This window comes from Ferrimonas balearica (genome assembly GCF_019802055.1).
In the GTDB taxonomy this organism is placed as follows: domain Bacteria; phylum Pseudomonadota; class Gammaproteobacteria; order Enterobacterales; family Shewanellaceae; genus Ferrimonas; species Ferrimonas balearica_A.
In genome coordinates this window covers 503,451-523,245 of record NZ_JAHVHW010000004.1, presented here as the reverse complement: position 1 = coordinate 523,245, position 19,795 = coordinate 503,451, and the positions used below count along the sequence as shown (strand labels likewise).

The window sequence follows — 19,795 nt, the reverse complement described above, 5'->3', positions numbered from 1 at the left end:
CATTATGGAGGCGTATTTCGAGGCCCGGGAGCTGAGGCCACCGAGCCAGAGAGAGCAGACTCTGCTCGCCAGTCTTCGGGAGTTGGTGGAGTATTCCCGTCGTCAAAGCCCCTACTATGGGCAGACGCTGGCGGCGGTGGATATCACCTCCCTGACCAGCCGGGCTGCGCTGGCGGACCTGCCGTTGCTGCGCAAATCGGACCTGAGTGCCCTGCAGGAGGTGAGTGGGCCGCTGGGTGGCATTGCCGCGGAATCGGCTCAAATCGACCGCCTGTTCCTCTCCCCCGGCCCCATCTGTGAGCCGGAACACTGCACCGACGACTGGTGGCGCATGGGACGGGCATTCCATGCAGCAGGCTTCCGACCCGGTATGAAGGTGCAGAACTGCCTCTCCTACCACCTCTCGCCCGGCGGTTTCATTCTGGATTCCGGCGCCCGAGCCTGTGGTTGCAGCGTGATTCCCGCCGGACCGGGGCAAACCGAGTTGCAGCTGGAACTGAACGCCCGCCTTAAGCCGGAGGGCTATTGTGGTACTCCCTCATTCCTGGCCATCCTGCTGGACCGGGCGGAGGCATCCCAGCAGCCGCTCTCCTTCCGGGTGGCACTGGTCACGGGGGAGGCGCTGCCCGCCAGTCTGCGGGCACGGTTTGAAGCGGCGGGGATCCGGGTTCGTCAGGCCTATGCCACCGCCGATGTGGGATTGATCGCCTACGAAACCGAGCCGGATGCGGGCCTGGTGGTGGATGAGGACCTGCTGCTGGAGGTGGTGCGTCCGGGAAGTGGCCAGCCGGTGGCAGAAGGGGAGATTGGCGAGGTGGTGGTCACCAGCGTGAACCCCGATTACCCGCTGGTGCGGTTTGCCACCGGGGATCTCTCCTCCGTTATGATCGAGCCGAGCCCCTGCGGTCGCACCAATATGCGGATCCGGGGCTGGCAGGGGCGGGCGGATCAATCCACCAAGGTCAAAGGCCTGTTTGTGCACCCCGGCCAGATTGAGCAGCTGCGTAACCGTATCCCCGGTTTGGCCCGAATCCGCGCGGTGATCACCCAGTCGGAAGGGCAGGACAGTCTGACGCTGCTGTGCGAACCAGAGCAGCTTCCTACCGTTACCGAAGAGGAGGTGGTGGCACAGGCCAGAGCTTTGCTGCGTCTGGGCACCAGCGCCTGCTGGGTGGCTGCTGGAGTGCTGCCCCGGGATGGGGTGGTGATCGAAGATACCCGTCCCACCCCCTGAATCTCTCCCGCTTGGGGTCCCTTCCCAACGGATTTGTCGGTGCTCTGCGCCGACTTTTTTTGCGTTCAATTCAGGGCTTCCTGCCATCGTGTCGCGTGGGCTTACCCCCCGAAGGTCGCAGATAATCAGGAGCAATATCACCGTGGGTTCAAAACCCACGCTACGAAGTGGCTGGTTTGCGCTTCCTTGTAGCTGGCCTTACCGCCCACGGGCCGCAGGTAATGCGGAGCAATACCACCTTGGGTACAAAACCCACGCTACGAAGTGGCGGGTTTGCGCTTCCTTGTAGCGTGGGCTTACCGCCCACGGGCCGCAGGTAATCCGGAGCAATATCACCGTGGGTTCAAAACCCACGCTACGAAGTGGCGGGTTTGCGCTTCCTTGTAGCGTGGGCTTACCGCCCACGGGCCGCAGGTAATCCGGAGCAATATCGCCGTGAGTTCTAAACCCACGCTACGAAGCGGCGGGCTTCAGCCTAGGGGCCCTCCGCATCCCTAATAAAAACGGCCTCCATCGGAGGCCGTTTCACGGTGGATGCCTGAGACTCAGGCGCTATAGCCAAGGATGGGCGCCAGCCACTTCTCGGTTTCCGCTACGCTCAGACCAATACGCTCGGCGTAATCCGCCACCTGATCCCGGTCGATGTCGGTCACCCCGAAGTAGCGGGATTCCGGGTGGGCGAAGTACCAGCCGGACACGGCGGCGGTGGGGTACATGGCGAAGTTCTCGGTGATGCGGAGGCCGATGTTCTCTTCCGGCTTCAGCAGTTGCCACAGCAGCCCCTTCTCGGTGTGGTCCGGGCAGGCGGGGTAGCCGGGCGCGGGACGGATCCCCTTGTACTTCTCACGGATCAGCGCCTCGTTATCCAGCGCCTCGTCGGCGGCGTAGCCCCAGAACTCCTTGCGCACCCGCTCATGCATCCGCTCGGCAAAGGCTTCGGCCAGACGATCGGCCAGGGCCTTGATCATGATGGCGTGGTAGTCGTCGTGGGCCTTCTCGAATCGCTCAATATGCTCTTCGATGCCAATGCCTGCCGTGACGGCAAAAGCGCCCATGTAGTCGGCCTTGCCACTGCTGGCCGGGGCCACAAAATCGGACAGGGCGAAGTTGTCGTTATCGACCCGCTCTATCTGCTGCCTCAGCATATGCAGGCGCAGTAACTCCTCACTTCGCGACTCGTCGGTGTAGAGCGCGACGTCGTCGTGGTTGTCGCAGGTGTTGGCGGGGAACAGGCCGATCACAGCGGCAGCGGTGAGCCACTTCTCCTGAATGATCTGCTTCAGCATGATCTGGGCGTTGTCGTACAGCTCCTTCGCTTCCGCCCCCACGGTGGGGTTCTTGAAGATCTGCGGGTACTTGCCATGGAGGCCCCAACTGCGGAAGAAGGGGGTCCAGTCGATGCGGTCGATCAGGTCGGTCAGCGGGTAGTCGTTAAACACCTGCACGCCCAGCTGTTTGGGCACCGCCGGGGTGTAGTTGGCCCAGTCGATCTGGTTGCGGTTGGCCCGGGCGGCCTCCAGCGGGATAAGGGTTTTGCGGTTGCCCTGGGCTTCCCGCTTCGCCTTGAGGTCGGCGTACTCCCGGTAGGTCTGCTCCACAAAGGCGTGGCGATCCGGGCCGATCAGTTTGGCCACCACCGGCACGGTGCGGGACGCGTCCGCCACATAGATGGCGCCGTGCTCGTAGTGTTCGTAGATCTTCACCGCAGTGTGGATCTTAGAGGTGGTGGCGCCGCCGATGATGGCGGGGCAGGTGAGCCCCGCTTTGCTGAACTCTTTGACGTTGTGGATCATCTCGTCGAGGGAGGGGGTGATCAGGCCGGACATGCCGATCACATCCACTTTCTCCGCTTTGGCCACTTCGATGATCTTCTCCACCGGCACCATCACGCCGAGGTCGATCACCTCGTAGCCGTTGCACTGCAGCACCACCCCCACGATGTTCTTGCCGATGTCGTGAACGTCGCCCTTCACCGTGGCCATCAGCACCTTGCCGTTGGACTGGCCCTCGACCTTTTCCGCCTCGATATAGGGGTTGAGGTAGGCCACCGCCTTTTTCATCACCCGGGCGGATTTCACCACCTGGGGCAGGAACATCTTGCCTGCGCCAAACAGGTCGCCCACCACGTTCATGCCGTCCATCAACGGCCCTTCAATCACGTCCAATGGGCGATCGGCGGCCTGGCGGGCGGCTTCGGTGTCCTCTTCGATAAACTCGGTGATCCCTTTGACCAGCGCATGCTCCAGCCGCTTGTTGACAGGCCAGCTGCGCCATTCGGCATCCTTGGGGTCTTCCGCCTGCTTGCCACCACCCCGGTACTCTTCCGCCACCTCCAGCAGACGTTCGGTGCCGTCATTGCGGCGGTTCAGTACCACATCCTCAACCCGCTCCAGCAGTGGCTTGGGGATGTCGTCGTAGATCGCCAGCTGACCGGCGTTGACGATCCCCATGGAGAGGCCATTGCGGATGGCGTGGTAAAGGAACACGGCGTGGATCGCCTCCCGCACCGGGTTGTTGCCACGGAAGGAGAAGGAGACGTTGGAGACGCCGCCGGACAGGCGGGCGTGGGGCAGGGTGTCGCGGATGGTGCGACACGCCTCGATAAAGTCTACGGCGTAGTTGTCGTGCTCTTCGATGCCGGTGGCGATGGCGAAGATGTTGGGGTCGAAGATGATGTCTTCTGGGGCAAAACCCGCCTTTTCGGTCAACACCTGATAGGCGCGGGTGCAGATCTCCACCTTGCGCTCGTAAGTGTCAGCCTGTCCGGTTTCGTCAAAGGCCATCACCACGGCAGCGGCGCCATAACGGCGGATCAGCTTGGCCTGATGCAGGAAGGCCTCCTCCCCCTCTTTCAGGGAGATGGAGTTCACCACCCCTTTGCCCTGAATGCACTTGAGGCCCGCTTCGATCACCTCCCACTTGGAGGAGTCGATCATGATCGGCACTTTGCTGATCTCCGGCTCCGAGGCGATCAGGTTCAGGAACCTCACCATTGCCGCTTCGGCGTCCAGCATCCCCTCATCCATATTGATGTCGATGATCTGGGCGCCACTCTCCACCTGCTGGCGGGCCACCTCCAGCGCGGTCTCGTAATCGTTCTCCTTAATCAGACGGAGAAAGCGGGCGGAGCCGGTGACGTTGGTGCGCTCACCCACGTTGATAAAGAGGGAGTCGGCGTCGAAGTTGCACGGCTCCAGCCCGGACAGGCGGGTGGCCACATTGTTGCCGTCGGTCAGGTGGGCCGGGGGCGTACGGGGCGCATGGGGGCGCACGGCGTCGGCGATGGCGCGGATGTGATCGGGGGTGGTGCCGCAGCAGCCGCCAACGATATTGAGCCAGCCGTCCGCGGCCCATTGGCCGATGATCGCCGCCATCTGGGCGGGAGTCTCATCGTACCCGCCCATCTCATTGGGCAGGCCCGCGTTGGGGTGGGCGGAAACCGCGCACTCGCTGATGCGGTTCAGTTCGCTGATGTAGGGCACCAGCTCCTTGGGGCCCAGCGCGCAGTTGAGGCCGATGGCGATCGGCTTGATGTGGCGCAGGGAGTTGTAGAAGGCTTCGGTGGTCTGGCCGGTCAGGGTGCGTCCTGAGGCGTCGGTAATGGTGCCGGAGATCATCACCGGCCAGCTCTGGCCGCGGGCTTCGAATACTGAGTCGATGGCAAACAGGGCGGCTTTGGCGTTGAGGGTATCGAACACCGTCTCCACCAGAATCAGGTCTGAGCCGCCATCCAGCAGCGCTTCGGTGGATTCGGTGTAGGCCGCCACCAGGTCATCAAAGTGGACATTGCGGAAGCCCGGGTCATTCACATCCGGGGAGATGGAGCAGGTGCGGTTGGTGGGGCCCAGCACTCCGGCCACGAAACGGGGGATGCCGGTTCGGGCAGCAACCTCATCGGCCGCCGCACGGGCCAGTTTGGCCGACTCGAAGTTGATCTCCCGGGAGAGGGATTCCATCTCGTAGTCCGCCATGGCGATGGTGGTGCTGTTGAAGGTGTTGGTTTCGATGATGTCCGCGCCCGCCTCAAGGTAGGCGGTGTGGATGGCGGAGATGATCTCGGGCTGGGTCAGAGAGAGCAAGTCATTGTTGCCTTTCAGCGGCACGTGCCAGTCAGCAAAGCGTTCGCCCCGGTAGTCGTCCTCGTCCAGTTTATAGCCCTGGATCATGGTGCCCATCGCCCCATCCAGAATCAGGATCCGCGCTTTTAACTGCTGTTCGAGTGCCTGTTGCGTCGACATACCGCCACTTCCTTACTTGCTGTTCGCTGGCCCGGTTATGGCCTTTTATCCGTATAGACGTCTATTTAAACAGAGGATGGGGTGAAAGACCAGCTTCGAAATCCGGTTGGGGAAAAATCCCTTACGGCCTTGGAATCGACGGGCTAAACTGCTCATTCCTATCGGGATTTATGGTGGTGGTTATGGTGCGTCGCAAGGTGATTGGCGTCAGCAAACATCTGGGACTGGCGCTGATCTACGGCAGTTTGGGTACGACGGTAGCGGCGTTGGCCGCCGGGATCATGTGGCTCAACAGCAAGCCGGACCTCTCCCTTTGGCACACCACGGTGCTGAAGCAGGAGTTTCGCCACGACGACGGCATCGACAGCTTTGAGCGCTACCTGGCCCAGGAAAATATCCTCTTTGATGAGCTGGAGCGGCGGGTCTATCGACGCACCGAAACCCTGCCGGTTGAGCCCTTCAACCGCTACTTCCACGGCAGCCTTTCCGACCCCTCACAGTGGGATCCCAATTGGAACCGCAGCTTTGAGTGGCCCAACGCGGATGCCGAATTCGGGGTGCTGCTGATCCACGGCATGTCCGACTCCCCCTACTACATGACCCATCTGGCCCGTCACTTCGCCGAGCGGGCGCATGTGGTGGCCCTGCGTCTGCCCGGACACGGCACCGTGCCCTCCATGCTGACCACCCTGGAGTGGCAGGACCTGCAATCCGCTACCCGACTGGCCTCGGACTATCTGGCGAAACAGGTGGGGGATAAGCCGCTGATGCTGGTGGGTTTCTCCACCGGCGCAGCGCTGGGGTTGAATCACACCCTGTCGAGGCTGGCTCAGGGCCAGGCCCCGCAATACGATGCCATGGTGTTTCTCTCGCCTGCGATGGGCCTGGATCCCATCGCCCAGGGTGCCTGGTGGCAGAACCGCTTTGGCCAGTGGCTGGGACTGGAAAAACTGGCCTGGGAAAGTCTGGCGCTGGAGTACCACCCCTTTAAATACGGCTCCTTTGCGGTGAATGCCGGTGATGTGGTGTATCAGCTGATTCAGGCCAACCAGGCGCTGATTAAGCCCCTCTCGCCGGAGCAGATCGCCACCATGCCGCCGATTCTCACCTTCAACTCGGTGATCGATGAGACGGTGGATACCCAGGCTCTCTTTGAGTCCCTCTATCTCACTCTCGGCAAACCAGAGGATGAGCTGGTGCTGTTTGACATCAACCGCACCTGGCTCGACTACCGACTGCTGACTCAGGACCCCATTGAGGATTACACCCTGTTTCTGGATGCCAGCCAGACCCGCTTCAGAACCACTATTGTGGAGAACATCGGTCCGGGACAACCGGAGGTGCAGGCGCGGGAGATCCAGAGCGGCGAGGCAGTGCCACTTGGGATCGCCTGGCCCCGGGAAGTCCACTCCCTGTCACACGTGTCACTGACCATCCCGGAGGCGGATCCACTCCTCGGGCCGCACCGGGACCGGCAGCGCGCGCATATCCATCTTGGCGGCCGGGCGGTGCGGGGAGAGCGGGGCATGTTGGCGATCCCCTCGGACGAACTGCTCCGTCAGAAATGGAACCCCTTCTACCCCTATCTGGAAGCCAGGCTGGACCAGTGGGTAGAGCGAATGCTAGTCAAAAATCGGTAGCCAAAAACTTTCATAAAACCTCATCACAAAGCCTGAAATTTGAACCAGATCAGACATTTGAACTGACTGGAAAGAGAGACCTTATCGTTAGTGAGGCTAATGATCCTGGTCAAAGTGTTGCGAAATTGTTGGTGTGAACCTGTAGGGGATTGGAGGGGCTTTTCTCCTCCGCAACACTGCAGGGATAACGATGAAAAACCGACACTTATGGATAGTACTGTTCGGCCTGGCGCTTCCCGTTTATGGGGCATGGGACGCGGATAAGGGATGCCTGACCTGCCATCAGGGCATTGAGCAATTTTCGGATGTGGCCGAGATGGCAGACCTGAGCTGCACCGACTGCCACCAGGGCAACCCGGACGCGACGGAGCTGGCGGCGCACCAGGGGATGTGGGCCAACCCCACGGACCTTCGTGTTGTTGATGAAACCTGTGGCAGTTGCCACTCCGACGAGGTGGATAAAGCCAAGACCTCCATCCACGCCACCATGGCAGGGGTGATCTCCGGCACCCGTTATGACTTCGGCGCACAGGGCAAAGACGCCATCTACGCCACTTACGACGTCAAAGCGCTGCACGATGATCTGCCTCCCGGCACGGTGGCCGAGCTGAAGCAGATCCCCAGTTATGACCCCACCAAGCCGGAATCCGATACCAACTCCATCGGTGACGACTACCTGCGTAACCAATGCCTGCGTTGCCACATCTGGAGCGACGGCCATCAGCGGGATGGCGACTACCGCGCGTCCGGTTGTGCCGCCTGTCACGTGGAATACTCCAATGTCGGCACCTATGAAGGGGGCGACGCCGCCATCGACAAGGCGCAGAAAGACCGCCCGCGCTTCCACCGTATGACCCGCACCCCGGGCGTGGACCAGTGCCAGCACTGCCACAACCGGGGCGCCCGCACCGGCACCAGCTACAAAGGGATGATGGAGTCTGATGGATATGGCACTCCGTTTACCGCCGAGGGTGGCAAGCAGGGCAAACTGCACGGTAAGCACTACAACTTCCTGCAGGCGGACCTGCACTTTGATGCTGGCCTCTCCTGCATCGACTGCCACACCAAGGATGAGATGCACGGCGACGGCTACCTCTATGAGAAGAAGCACGAAGCGGTAGAGATCCGGTGTGAAACCTGCCACGGCACCAATGAAAGCCCGGCAACGCTGAAAACCCTCCGCGGCAACCCCATGGAGCACATGGCGCGGGACGGTGACCGCGTCACCCTGACCACCAAGGCCGATGGCAAGGTGCTGGAAGTGCCGCAACTGGCGGGCGCCGAACTCTCTGCCGAGGGTAAGGCTGCGATGGTGCAGATCCCGGCTCATATGGAGAAGCTGGAGTGTCACGCCTGCCACACCGCCTGGGCACCGCAGTGCTACGGCTGCCACGCCAAACAGGACATCAGCAAGCCCAGTGGTGATTGGCTGATGGGCAACAGTGACGATCCAAGTCAGACCAGCGACAAGGGCAATCGCGAAGCGAACGCCTTCAGCTGGCAGGAGAGCCGCTCCTACGTCCGTTGGGAGATGCCCGCCCTGGGTGTGAACTCCCGTGGCAAGGTATCCACCTTTATTCCGGGTTGTCAGGTGATTCTGACCCAGGTGAACGGTGAAGAGGCGATCCTGAACAACCACACCTACACCACCAAAGATGGCACCAGTGGTCTGGCCCATAACCCGGTGTTTGCTCACACCACCACCAAGCAGGCCCGCACCTGCGAAGAGTGCCACACCAACCCGAAAGTGTGGGGTCTGGGCAGCGGCGTTTACGACATGAACGCCAACTTCCCCGATGGCGAAGCCCCGGTGCCGTTCGAGCTGGAACGCTTTGTGGACGAAGAGGGCAACGCCCTGCAGGCCACCAACCATAAGGGTGCCCGTCCGTTCAATAAGGAGGAGCTGGACAAGGTTCGCCGCGTCGGCAGCTGCCTGGCCTGTCACGGTAGTGACGAGATGTCCCAGGACGGCAAAGCACCGGACGACGCCACCCACAACGCGGTACTGCGTAAGATGCTGGAGGAGTAAGTCTTAGCGCTTTAACTGGTTGGTAAATGCAAAGGCGCCCGATGGGGCGCTTTTTTGTCTTGGTTGACCGCGTGATACCGCGGTAATCAGTGGGCACACTACGAGCTGAGACAAGCTTGACTGGGTACAGCGTTGAATGTGGCACGTGAAATGGCTGTAAGTAAATTTACTCTCACCAATTATCGATGAAGCTGCCTTTGTAGGAAGAATGACTTTCTAGCCATTTGGTGTTGCTATCCATCACTTAGCTTTTTCTCATTATGAGTATGACGACGCTAAAGGTCATGAACAGCATTTCTCCTTTGCGTTTATTTGTAAGTCTGATAACTTTGTCAGATTACTATGGCTCTCTTCTTAGAAACTGTCTCATCAAGCGATAGGGGCGGAGCTCGCTCGTATGAAATAATATTAAATTGTTATCTGTCATTTCTTGGGCGCTCCAAAGTTAGTGACTGCTAACAAGTTCTGTTCCACTACTATTAAAGAAGGCATATTTTAGATTTCTTTGTATTGTTGTAACTGTATTTATTGGATGATGTAAGGGATTTCTTTGTCTTTTAATTATAATATTAAGTCGTTCTCTGGAAAATGTACTTCTAGTACTACTTTGCGCGAGGCTTATAATACAATTGTTCATATTGAGCTTCTCCTTAAAACCGAGTTGATAAATCAAGGGACAACGGCTAATGGTCACAACATAGGGTTGTTAATTGGACAACTGGGTAGTACCTCCAACCCAAATTTGCCAGATGCTACAGTGAATACTTACAATGCTGATCTAGAGCACAGTATATCAAAAATGATATGTCATGGATTAGATGGTCAGCCCACCACGGTTCCAATTAGAAGCTATCCTCATATGAGATATATTCGGCATATATCTGATTGGGGAACGGGAACTTCTGATTCACAGTTAACAGATGTGCTTATTAAAGCTAAAGCCCTAGAGTTTCAATTGTCAAAGTTATTAGGTGTATAATGAACTTAAAAGATCTCATAGATAATATTGGGAAGGCTTTTGATATCGAATTGGGTTATCTGCATCCAAAGATGTATCTATTTGTCTTGTCTGATGAGTTTTATTTGCAGGATGAAGATTTAAAATTAAATATATTATCTGCAAAATCTAATGTGGATTTAAATGTTATACATGAGGCGATGTCAGTAAAATCGTTAGGAATTGAATGTATTACTAAACAAGATAGGCTATCTAGATTTTCATTTATTCCTGATGTCAGCATGTCTTCCCATTGGGTTTCGGCACTATCAAATCGTTATAGGAAGCAGGACACATTTACTCTTGATAGTCAGAGTAAAGTTAGAGCTATACATTTTTACGGTTATAAAGGTGGTCAAGCAAGGTCTAGCTTCTTATCAGTTTTGGCTAAGTCTATTGCCAAAGATGGATATAAAGTATTAGTTGTCGATTCAGACATTGAAGCTCCCTCTTCAGACACTATGTTTGGAATTGAAGCTAGTACTCTTGCAAATACATTGATGGGGGTTTGTGGCTGGAGCGACCAGATCGAACCGCTTAGAGCATTCACGCCGATATCGACTGACGGAAAGGTTGACGTGATTTCTTGTCGACCATCACCGGTTGACTATGATCTGGACTTTGCTGCATTCACAAGCAAGGTCGCAATTAACCCCAATGTGATTGTTGATGGTATTAAAGTTCTGAGGGACTACTGTGAAACCGATGACAAATATAATGTTGTTTTGTTTGATCATCGAACTGGACTTTCTTCTTCTGTTATTCCAATCATATCAAAATGGCCTGGAAGCTCAGTTATTAATATAAGGATGGATGGGCTTTCTTTAAGCGCAAGGTCAATTTATGACGTTTTGTTTTCATATAATAAGGATTATCCTGGTTGTTATGTTAATTTTTCGCTTGATCCTGAAGATAGTGAAAGCTCAGTCATTTCAAAGCATGGAAATGAAATAGACGAATTGTTATCTACTTTAGCTGACCAAATATCAAGTGATGATGAAGAAGAACTTCTTAATGAAGAAATACTAAATCAGTACTGGATTAATTGGTATCATGATAGAGCATTCTTTTCTAAATCTTGTCCTGACCCTGAAGACCTACATGTAGACAATCGAAATTCCATTAGTAAGTTTCGCCTACTTCTGGGAATCGATACTGCTATTGAGGGAAGTATCAATCAGTTTGTTATTGATGAACAAGAGTTGTCGCTTAGTGGTGCATTAGACAGTGGTCTGTTTATTGAAACCAGTATGGTCACGCAATCGTTCCGACTAGATTCGCCGTTTAATTATATTCATGGAAGGAAAGGCACTGGTAAAACACGGCTCTTTGCTGAGCTGTGTCGAAGAGATAATGGTATAGCTCTACTTTCTAGTACTGATAATGATATGGGCATAAGTGCACCTTCTTCAGAGTTTCATGAGCTCATGGACTTGGTTGATAATGATAACGATAAGTTTTGGTGGGCTTTACTAACCATTGGCATGATTAGTAATGGAAAAATAGAAAAGGATGCCATTTCATCACTAAAGGAAAATATAAAATCAGGTGTATATTCTGACGATTTTTCATCAAGTTATGGTTTTAAAAGATTTCTAATTGGGTCGTATTCCGGGGCTAAAAAGAGTTTTTATATTGACGGTGTGGAGACTGCTGTTGATTCATCAAAAACAAATTTGTTTGTTGAATCTCTATTGAGGTTCATGAATATGGTTGAAACGGATAATGATATAAAGCGGTACGTATCTGTAAGGCTATTTATAAGAACGGATCTTCTCTTATCTAATTCTAAACAAAATATTGAACAGCAGATATCTGGCAGAAGCCTTGAGCTAAAGTGGGATGAAAAGAGTATTCTTAATTTCCTTTTGTCTAGGATCTATGCTAGGGATATCTTTGCAAGACACTTTAAGAATGCTACAGATGACATTAAGAATAATATTGGTAGGATAAGAGAAGCTGGATTGAGTATTGATGAATGTAAGAAAATTCTTCTTAAAATTTTCCCAAATAAATTGAGGAGAAGTAATATTCTTACGTTGACATTCTTTTCTTCTTATTTCTCGGATGCAGCTGGAGCAAGTGACTCAACATCGTCATTCTATCCGCGCTTATTTGAAACCTTCCTTGATAACATTGAAAAAAGAATTCAAGACTCGTTTGAGACAACTATTGTTGATGAGAGGCTGTCCCATTCGGTTATCATTGAATCACATGCCGATGCGTCTAAGAAATTTATTAAAGAGGTTGAGCAGGAACTTGCATATGTCATCGACTATGGTGAGAGCCACGATAAGGCTAAGGACTTTGTAAACAGCCTTATTAATGAATTGGCTGGAAAAACAACGCCATTTGATCCTAATGAGTTATCAAAAGAAATTCATAATAACATGTCACATGGTAGCGAATCTCAGGTAATTAAGAACGCATTGGTTAAAATGAAAAGCATGGGTATTTTTGAAGATCGTCCAAAATACCCTGGGATGTGGAGGGCGGGTGGACTTTATAAGTCTGCTTTGAAGATGAAGTTTAAGAGATAACACTTAAAATTTGACTCTGATTTTTTGTATTTTTTGTATTTTTGGTATGAGTTAAATGTGGTGGGCGGTGTATTAAATTATTTGTGACTTATTGGATTCCGGTTAATATGATTATATCTGTCTATCCAAGTGGTGAAAATCGGTACCATATCCAGCAATAATGCTCTTAGTATCAATAAAGGCGCCCCAATGGGCGCCTTTGTTGTTTTTTGGTTTGGAGAGTTTCGCGTATTTCGTGCGCTAAAACGCACGCTACGATATAGGCTACCAAAGCAGGTCTCGGCAATCAGAGATTATTGAGCCGCCTCTGTATCGGTATCTTCATTGCCGAATGCGGTGGCTGCAGGATGTGGCCACAGGGAGATCATCACGCTGTTAAGGGATGAACATTGAAACTTAATGGCTGCCGGAATGCTCTTGTGCGGTGGTGCATTGGCAGGGGCTGAACTGCAGTCTTTGCAGGAGAAACGCCAGCTGAAAACCCAGGTGATGGTGTTTGGCAGCGCTCACCTCAAGACGATTAAAGAGGAGATCGCGCCGGAATCGCTGTTAACGGTTTAACTGGACACCCACCTTAGGAGCTTACGGCTGCTTCGGTGCGAACGCTGCCATTCTCCTGTTCAGTTCGTGCGCCACAGGCGCACGCTACGGCCGGTTTCGCACTCTGAATCGAAGCGGCGGCGTTTACCGTAGCGTGGGCCTGTGGCCCACGGAAACCATGGGAATTAGGGCGAAAGTCATTAGATACTGACCTTAAGAGCCGGTGGCTAATAAGCGACGAAGCCCGCCCCTAACCGCCATCCTCTTAACTGGACACCGACCTTAGAGTCAGCGACCACTTATAGGCGAACCGGCCCCCGGCAACCGGGGTTGTTGAGTGACTTCTGTATCGGTATCTTCATTGCCGAATGCGGTGGCTGCAGGATGTGGCCACAGGGAGATCATCACGCTGTTAAGGGATGAACATTGAAACTTAAGACGCTTATATTGGCTGCCGGCATGCTCTTGTGCGGTGGTGCATTGGCAGGGGCTGAACTGCAGTCTTTGCAGGAGAAACGCCAGCTAAAAACTCAGGTGATGGTGTTTGGCAGTGCTCATCTCAAGACGATTAAAGAGGAGATCGCGCCGGAATCGCTGTCGCCGGTACTGCAAATTCTTGCGCAATACGGCCCTACGGCCATCGCCGTTGAATCTCTGCGACCTGCCGATATCGTGTTTATGACGCAGAACGCCAGTGACTACCAGCCGGTACTGGACCAGTTTGTCGGAAGCACGTTTATCGCGCTGGCTCAGGCCGAGCAACAGGCCCTGAACCTTAGCCCACAAGAGGCGATCGCCCGGTTGCGCTCTCTGCTTAAGGCCGACATCACCTCATCGTCGCAACGGGTGACCGTCATCCGAACCGCCATCGCCGGTTATAACCTCCCCACCGCCCTGCTGCATTGGGATTACCTGGACGGGGATAAGGCCAGAGATACGCTGCCTCAGGCTGTCGCCCAGTACCTGAGCGAGAAAGCGGGTCAGAACAATGAAACCAGCCTGATTGCCGCCGAACTGGCCAGAACATTGGGACTGAACCAGTTGTACCCGATTGATGACCATCTGGATAAAGACCTCTACCCCGAAGTGGTCAGCCAACTGATGGACTCCTACCAGCGCTCGGAAGCCGCGAAACAGTTCGCGAACAGCGAATACGTGAAAAAGCCGGAACGACTGAAGGCGCAAGCGCTGGAATCCGGGAACTGGCTGCCGCTGTTTCAGTGGATGAACAGTGAAGACTATAACGCCGAGGTACTCAGCCAGGAGTGGTCGCTGTTTGTGGATAAGGATCTGGACCCCGCTCCCGCGATGGCGCGAATGGCGCTGTGGGAGATCCGAAACCTCAATATGGCCTCCAACATCAACCGGGTGATTGCCGAACATATTGGCGGCAGGGTGATGGTGGTGGTCGGCGGCAGCCACAAAGTGTTTCTGGAGCGCTACCTCGCCAATATGATTGGTGTCGAGCTGGTGCAGTTTAATCCGTTGGTGGAAGACTCAGAAAGCCGCTGAACTTTGCATGAAAAAAAGGGCGCCCCGAGGCGCCTTTTTTCAATCCGCAAAAACCACACGCCAACGCTGCCGTTGAGTCGGGCTTATACCGAGGATTCTCCTAAGCGTGCGAGCGCGCGGCGGTGCCCATCCATCCATTGTTTGGCGAAACCGGCCTGTTCCACTTTCTCTTTGGCATATGGGCAGGTCTCAACAGGGGAACCGTCCATCCCGGCCTGCCAGCCCTCGTCGTGCGCCAGTCTGTAGCCCACATGGATCTCGTCATAAAGAGGGCGCATGTGGTGTGAGAGGACGCGCCGGAATAGCGCCGTAGCCAGATGGACGGCAATAACGAAAATGGCGCAGACCAGAATCATCATCCACAGGTCGGTTCGGCCGGAATAGACCGTTGCTACGCCACCGAGAATGAAACCCGCCCAACAGAGGCGGTCAAAGGTTTTGCTGGCGCCAATCTGCGACTTCGCATAGAGACGCGCCAGACGATAGTGCCGCGCGGCAAGGCTGAAATATTTCTGTTGTTCTTCGATGGTCATTCGCTTGTTCTTCAGTGAGTACCGTAAGGCCGGTCAACAGCCTGAAACACAGCCTGCACTTGTACCATAGCGCCATCCCCGCCCCAAGCGATTCCCCATCAAACCAGAACAGAGTGGCAAGAGATTGCGTATCACTGGACACCCACCTTAAGAGTAAGCGGAGACTTGGTGCCGCTTCTGGCTTTCCTTCCAGTAGTGCTAATGTGAATGTCCAGTTAGTCTGCTACAGACGACACAAGCCCAAAGTTAGGGTGACATATGATTGAGTCAGCAGAAGAGTTCAAAAGGCTTAGAGAAAGCAATGTGGTTGAGGAGTATACGCGCGCTGCTCATGAAGAAGCCCCGGTGGAAGTATGGGAAGCTGTTTTAGAGAAATATCCAGAATTGTCTTTTTGGGTGGCACAGAATAAAACGGCGCCAGTTGAAATACTTCAAGAATTGGCTCTGCACGATGATTCGAACGTGCGAGGCATGGTAGCCAGAAAAAGGAAAATCCCAGAATTATTGATGCTGTCTTTAGCAAAAGACAAAAGTGAGTCTGTAAGGCATGCGCTAGCAAACAACGGAAAAGTCACTGAAAAGGTTCTGAGAGTATTAATCAAAGACTCTTGCGAATTCGTCAGGGAAAGCGCTTCTGAGAAACTCGAAGCCCTGACAAGAAATGAGATCGGATGCTAAAAGCATTGCCGTATATGTACCTCAACTGCCGCTCAGTGACGACTCCAGCCCTTCAAAGTTGAATCGGCCACTTGCTCTTTCGACGACTTCGAGGGCTTATGCGTAGCGCAAACTGCAGGGAGGCAAGGAGAGAAGCCTCTCTGGTTGCTGCCGCCAATGCGGCGGTTATCTTTGCGCCCCACCAGCCCCTTCATGCCGAAGGCATCCAAAAACTGACCCCGGGCCCTCATACTAATCAGCGATTTACAAAAACCACTTGACTGACATTTCGATAATCATAGAATTATCCTCAACGGTGAAATGAGGAACGGCACATGATCGGTGATGATTTGGCAGTAAAGCGGTTGTCCGAGCTGGGGCATGAGACCCGTCTGGCGATCTTCCGTTTGCTGGTGCGTGGTAACCGTCAGGGGTTGAGTGTGGGGGAGATCCAATCCCACCTGGACATCCCCGGTTCCACTCTCTCGCATCACATCAGTCGCCTGGTGGCGGCGGGTCTGGTGGAGCAGATCCGCGATGGCCGTACCCTCTACTGCAAAGCCCGTATGGAATCCCTGGATGAGCTGATGGCGTTTCTGACCGCCGAGTGCTGCACCCTGTAAACGGGAGAGGTGTCTGTTGGGACACGTCTCTTCAATATTTCGATAATATTAGAAAGGTGGATGTTGTGAATCCCGATTTTCTGACTCAGAGCGGATCGTTCAGCGACCAACTGCTCTCCGCGCTCTATATGTTCGTCTACCTGATGGCGGAGATCTCCATCCTGTTTCTGGTGATCAGCTCGCTGGTCGGGGTGATCAACCAGAAGCTGCCCAAGGAGAAGGTGCAGGCTTTGCTGGGTGGGCGAGGTGGCCGTGGTTACTTTATGGCAGCGGGCCTTGGGGGACTGACGCCGTTCTGCAGTTGCTCCACCATCCCGATGCTGATCGGTTTGCTTAAGGCCCGCGCCGGTTTTGGCCCGACCATGACCTTCCTGATCACCTCGCCGCTGTTGAATCCGCTGGTGATCGCCCTGTTCCTGCCGGTATTCGGCGTTAAGGTCACGTTGATCTACGCCCTGCTGGCCCTGACCGTCGCCATTGTGGCGGGCATGGTGTTGCAAGCCCTGGGCTTTGAGCGGTACATCAAGTCGGAGTTGCTGAAAGATCCGGCCGCCCAGAGCAGCTGCTGTGACAGCACCAAAGCCGCGCCGGCTGACGCTGCTGAAGAGAGCTGCTGTGCTCCGAAAGCGGAAGCCACGGCGGAAAGTTGCTGTGCTCCGAAAGCGGAAGCCAAAGCCGAAAGTTGCTGTGCCAGTGAGCCTGTTGCGCCGGTATTCCAGCGTATGACACCGGTGGCCGCCGAAGGGTGTTGTGGTGCTGCTGAGCCGGTTCCGGTGACTCAAAAGCCTGCCAAGACCAGGATCGACTGGCCTAAAGCGGGCCGGGAAGGGCTGGCGTTGTATCGCAGCATGCTGCCCTATATGGCGCTGGCGATGGCTATTGGTGCGCTGGTTCACGGCTTTGTGCCGAGTGAGTTCTTTGCCAATGTGGCGGGTGCCGACAACCCGTGGGCCATTCCGGTGGCGGCGGTTATCGGTATCCCGCTCTATATCCGGGTGGAAGCGCTGCTGCCCCTGGTGGGTTCGCTGGTTGCCAAAGGCGTCAGCCTGGGCGCGGTGATGGCTCTGACCATCGGTTCTGGCGGTGCCAGTATCCCGGAGCTGATTATGCTGAAGCGCCTGTTCCGCTGGCCTCTGTTGATGGCCTTTGTGGCGACCATTCTGGTGATGGCGATCGGTGGGGGTTTGATCTTCAACCTGGTGGCTTAAGCGCTCTATACCGAAACGCCCCTGGATATCCGGGGGCGTTTTTTTATGCATTCGGGCTGGCGAGTTGGTGGATCCGGCCGCCTCGTAGCGTGGGCATTCTGCCCACGGGTGCTCGGAAGGGAGTCTGTTCCGTGGGCTATAAGCCCACGCTACACCCACGCTACGGTTAAATGCTATGGCGAAATCGCTTGGGAATGGCACGAGCGGCCGCCTCGTAGCGTGGGCATTCTGCCCACGGGTGTTCGGAAGGGAGTCTGTTCCGTGGGCTATAAGCCCACGCTACACCCACGCTACGGTTAAATGCTATGGCGAAATCGCTTGGGATTGGCACGAGCGGCCGCCTCGTAGCGTGGGCATTCTGCCCACGGGTGCTCGGAAGGGAGTCTGTTCCGTGGGCTATAAGCCCACGCTACGGCTAAATGCTATGGCGAAATTGCTTGGGAATGGCACGAGCGGCCGCCTTGTAGCGTGGGCATTCTGCCCACGGGTGCTCGGAAGGGAGTCTGTTCCGTGGGCTATAAGCCCACGCTACGGCGTGGCCTCTTACTTCTCCTGGGGCAGCGGCACCAGAACCTGTCCGGTGGGCGCGAGCACAGAGCGCTGAGTGAGCAGCAGGGTCAGGGTGACGGAGAGGCTGAGCATGACGTAGATGGCGATCATGATCACCAACTGGTACTTGATGGCGATGTGGGGGTCGGTGCCCGCGAGGATCTGGCCCGTCATCATCCCCGGCAGGGTCACCAATCCGGTGGCGGTGATGTTGGCCAGCAGCGGTGCCTGCGCCTGCTGGATCGCCTGCTGCACAAAGGGACGGGTGGCGTATTGCGGGGTGCACCCCAGCGCCAGCGCCCCCTCGTATTGGGCAAAGTCGCTTTTCAGTGCGCCAAAGTAGCGCTGCAGGGCGATCACATTGCCGGTCATGGTGTTGCCCAGCAGCATTCCTGCAAGGGGGATCAGATACTGCGCGCTGTACCAGGGGGCGGGTTGCAGCAGGCCCAACAGCAGCAGACCCAGCACGGGCAGCAGGCCCAGCACCATGCCCACGAGGACCGGAGTCACCAACAGACGATGGCGCAACTTGCTGTTGCCCAGAATGGCGCTGGTGCCCACCAGAGTCATTACCGCCAGCCAGGTGAGGTTGAGCAGCAGGCTGTCATGGGTGAAAACAAACTTGAGGTAAACCCCAACCAGCGCCAGTTGGGCGGTCATGCGGGTGAACGCCACCAGAGTGTCGCGCCCCTGGCCCAACCGGAAGTGGTGATTGAGCCACAGCGGAACCGTCAGAATGGAGGCGAAGATGGCCAGTTGCCACCAGGGGATGTCGATGATTGGGTTCATCGGAAGCCTGGACGAGAAATGGGATAGGCCCCAGTATATCGAACCCGGTCAAGAAGTTTCAGTGGGATCAGCAAGGAGTCTGTCATGAGCGAAAGGGACAGCGAAAAACATAAGGCTCGTCAGCAGCGCCTGAAAGCGGCCGTGGATGCCAAGGTCGCGGAGGCCCGGACAGAGCGCGGCATTGTGCTGGTGCTTACCGGCAATGGCAAAGGCAAATCGACGGCCGGGTTCGGCACCGTACTGCGTGCGGTGGGTCATGGCCTTCACTGCGCCGTGGCCCAGTTTATCAAGGGGGAGTGGCCCTGCGGTGAGCGCAATGTGCTGGAGCGCCTGGGCGTGCCTTTTCACGTGATGAAAACCGGCTTTACCTGGGACACCCAGGACCGGGAAGGGGACACCCGCGCCGCGGAAGCCGTATGGGCAGAGGTAGCGAAGGATCTGGCAAACCCCGCCATCGATCTGGTGCTGTTGGATGAGCTGACCTACATGCTGAGCCTGCACTACCTGGAGGTGGATGTCGTGGTAGAGGCGATCCAGAAGCGCCCGCCGCATCAGCATGTGGTGATCACCGGGCGCAACTGTCACCGCCGTCTGGTGGAACTGGCGGATACGGTTTCAGAGATCGCGCCGGTTAAGCACGCTTTTGACGCGGGCATCAAAGCCCAGCAGGGGCTGGACTGGTAGAGGCTGGCATTTAGTTAGTAAG

Annotated in this window: 14 protein-coding genes; 11 read left to right on the top strand and 3 right to left on the bottom strand. The window is 55.4% G+C overall.

Annotated elements, in window-relative coordinates; translation table 11 throughout:
* Positions 1-4: 4 nt before the first annotated feature.
* Positions 5-1,234, top strand: a complete 1,230-nt coding sequence (locus tag KUV52_RS03300; protein WP_222524491.1) for a phenylacetate--CoA ligase family protein — start codon at positions 5-7, stop codon at positions 1,232-1,234.
* Between the two features lie 545 nt (positions 1,235-1,779).
* Here the strand turns inward: KUV52_RS03300 and metH are convergent.
* A complete protein-coding gene (gene metH / locus KUV52_RS03295) occupies positions 1,780-5,472 on the bottom strand; it encodes a methionine synthase (RefSeq protein WP_222524490.1) in 3,693 nt (1,230 codons plus the stop codon).
* A 182-nt stretch (positions 5,473-5,654) separates the two neighbouring features.
* Here metH and KUV52_RS03290 point away from each other — a divergent pair, with 182 nt between their 5' ends.
* The 6 genes from KUV52_RS03290 (at position 5,655) to KUV52_RS03265 (ending at position 14,730) form a co-directional block, all read left to right on the top strand.
* Positions 5,655-7,112 (top strand): alpha/beta hydrolase, encoded by a 1,458-nt coding sequence (locus KUV52_RS03290; RefSeq protein ID WP_261389838.1) that lies wholly within the window; start codon positions 5,655-5,657, stop codon positions 7,110-7,112.
* A 190-nt stretch (positions 7,113-7,302) separates the two neighbouring features.
* Positions 7,303-9,141, top strand: a complete 1,839-nt coding sequence (locus KUV52_RS03285; protein ID WP_222524489.1) for a multiheme c-type cytochrome — start codon at positions 7,303-7,305, stop codon at positions 9,139-9,141.
* Between the two features lie 550 nt (positions 9,142-9,691).
* Positions 9,692-10,120 (top strand): hypothetical protein, encoded by a 429-nt coding sequence (locus KUV52_RS03280; protein ID WP_222524488.1) that lies wholly within the window; start codon positions 9,692-9,694, stop codon positions 10,118-10,120.
* Complete coding sequence (locus KUV52_RS03275) at positions 10,120-12,678, top strand: MinD/ParA family protein (RefSeq protein WP_222524487.1); 2,559 nt, start codon at positions 10,120-10,122, stop codon at positions 12,676-12,678. The genes KUV52_RS03280 and KUV52_RS03275 overlap by 1 nt, the downstream gene beginning before the upstream one ends.
* Positions 12,679-13,077: 399 nt before the next feature.
* A complete protein-coding gene (locus tag KUV52_RS03270; RefSeq protein ID WP_222524486.1) occupies positions 13,078-13,239 on the top strand; it encodes a hypothetical protein in 162 nt (53 codons plus the stop codon).
* Positions 13,240-13,644: 405 nt separating this feature from the next.
* The gene (locus tag KUV52_RS03265; RefSeq protein WP_261389837.1) at positions 13,645-14,730 is read left to right on the top strand and encodes a DUF5694 domain-containing protein; all 1,086 of its coding nucleotides are present in this window, start codon (positions 13,645-13,647) and stop codon (positions 14,728-14,730) included.
* Positions 14,731-14,813: 83 nt separating this feature from the next.
* On the opposite strand, the gene KUV52_RS03260 is transcribed toward KUV52_RS03265, so the two are convergent.
* The gene (locus tag KUV52_RS03260; protein ID WP_222524485.1) at positions 14,814-15,263 is read right to left on the bottom strand and encodes a hypothetical protein; all 450 of its coding nucleotides are present in this window, start codon (positions 15,261-15,263) and stop codon (positions 14,814-14,816) included.
* A 258-nt stretch (positions 15,264-15,521) separates the two neighbouring features.
* Between KUV52_RS03260 and KUV52_RS03255 the strand changes: the two genes are divergently transcribed.
* The 3 genes from KUV52_RS03255 (at position 15,522) to KUV52_RS03245 (ending at position 17,751) form a co-directional block, all read left to right on the top strand.
* Positions 15,522-15,941 carry a HEAT repeat domain-containing protein gene (locus KUV52_RS03255; protein ID WP_222524484.1) on the top strand — a complete coding sequence of 140 codons (420 nt, stop codon included), beginning with the start codon at positions 15,522-15,524 and terminating at the stop codon, positions 15,939-15,941.
* Positions 15,942-16,255: 314 nt separating this feature from the next.
* Positions 16,256-16,543 (top strand): ArsR/SmtB family transcription factor, encoded by a 288-nt coding sequence (locus tag KUV52_RS03250; RefSeq protein ID WP_222524483.1) that lies wholly within the window; start codon positions 16,256-16,258, stop codon positions 16,541-16,543.
* 65 nt (positions 16,544-16,608) lie between these two features.
* The gene (locus KUV52_RS03245; RefSeq protein WP_222524482.1) at positions 16,609-17,751 is read left to right on the top strand and encodes a permease; all 1,143 of its coding nucleotides are present in this window, start codon (positions 16,609-16,611) and stop codon (positions 17,749-17,751) included.
* A gap of 543 nt (positions 17,752-18,294) precedes the next feature.
* Here KUV52_RS03245 and KUV52_RS03240 read toward each other — a convergent pair.
* Complete coding sequence (locus tag KUV52_RS03240; protein ID WP_222524481.1) at positions 18,295-19,089, bottom strand: ABC transporter permease; 795 nt, start codon at positions 19,087-19,089, stop codon at positions 18,295-18,297.
* An 84-nt stretch (positions 19,090-19,173) separates the two neighbouring features.
* Here KUV52_RS03240 and cobO point away from each other — a divergent pair, with 84 nt between their 5' ends.
* On the top strand, positions 19,174-19,773 hold the full coding sequence (gene cobO, locus KUV52_RS03235; protein ID WP_222524480.1) for a cob(I)yrinic acid a,c-diamide adenosyltransferase: 600 nt from the start codon (positions 19,174-19,176) through the stop codon (positions 19,771-19,773).
* Positions 19,774-19,795 lie beyond the last annotated feature (22 nt).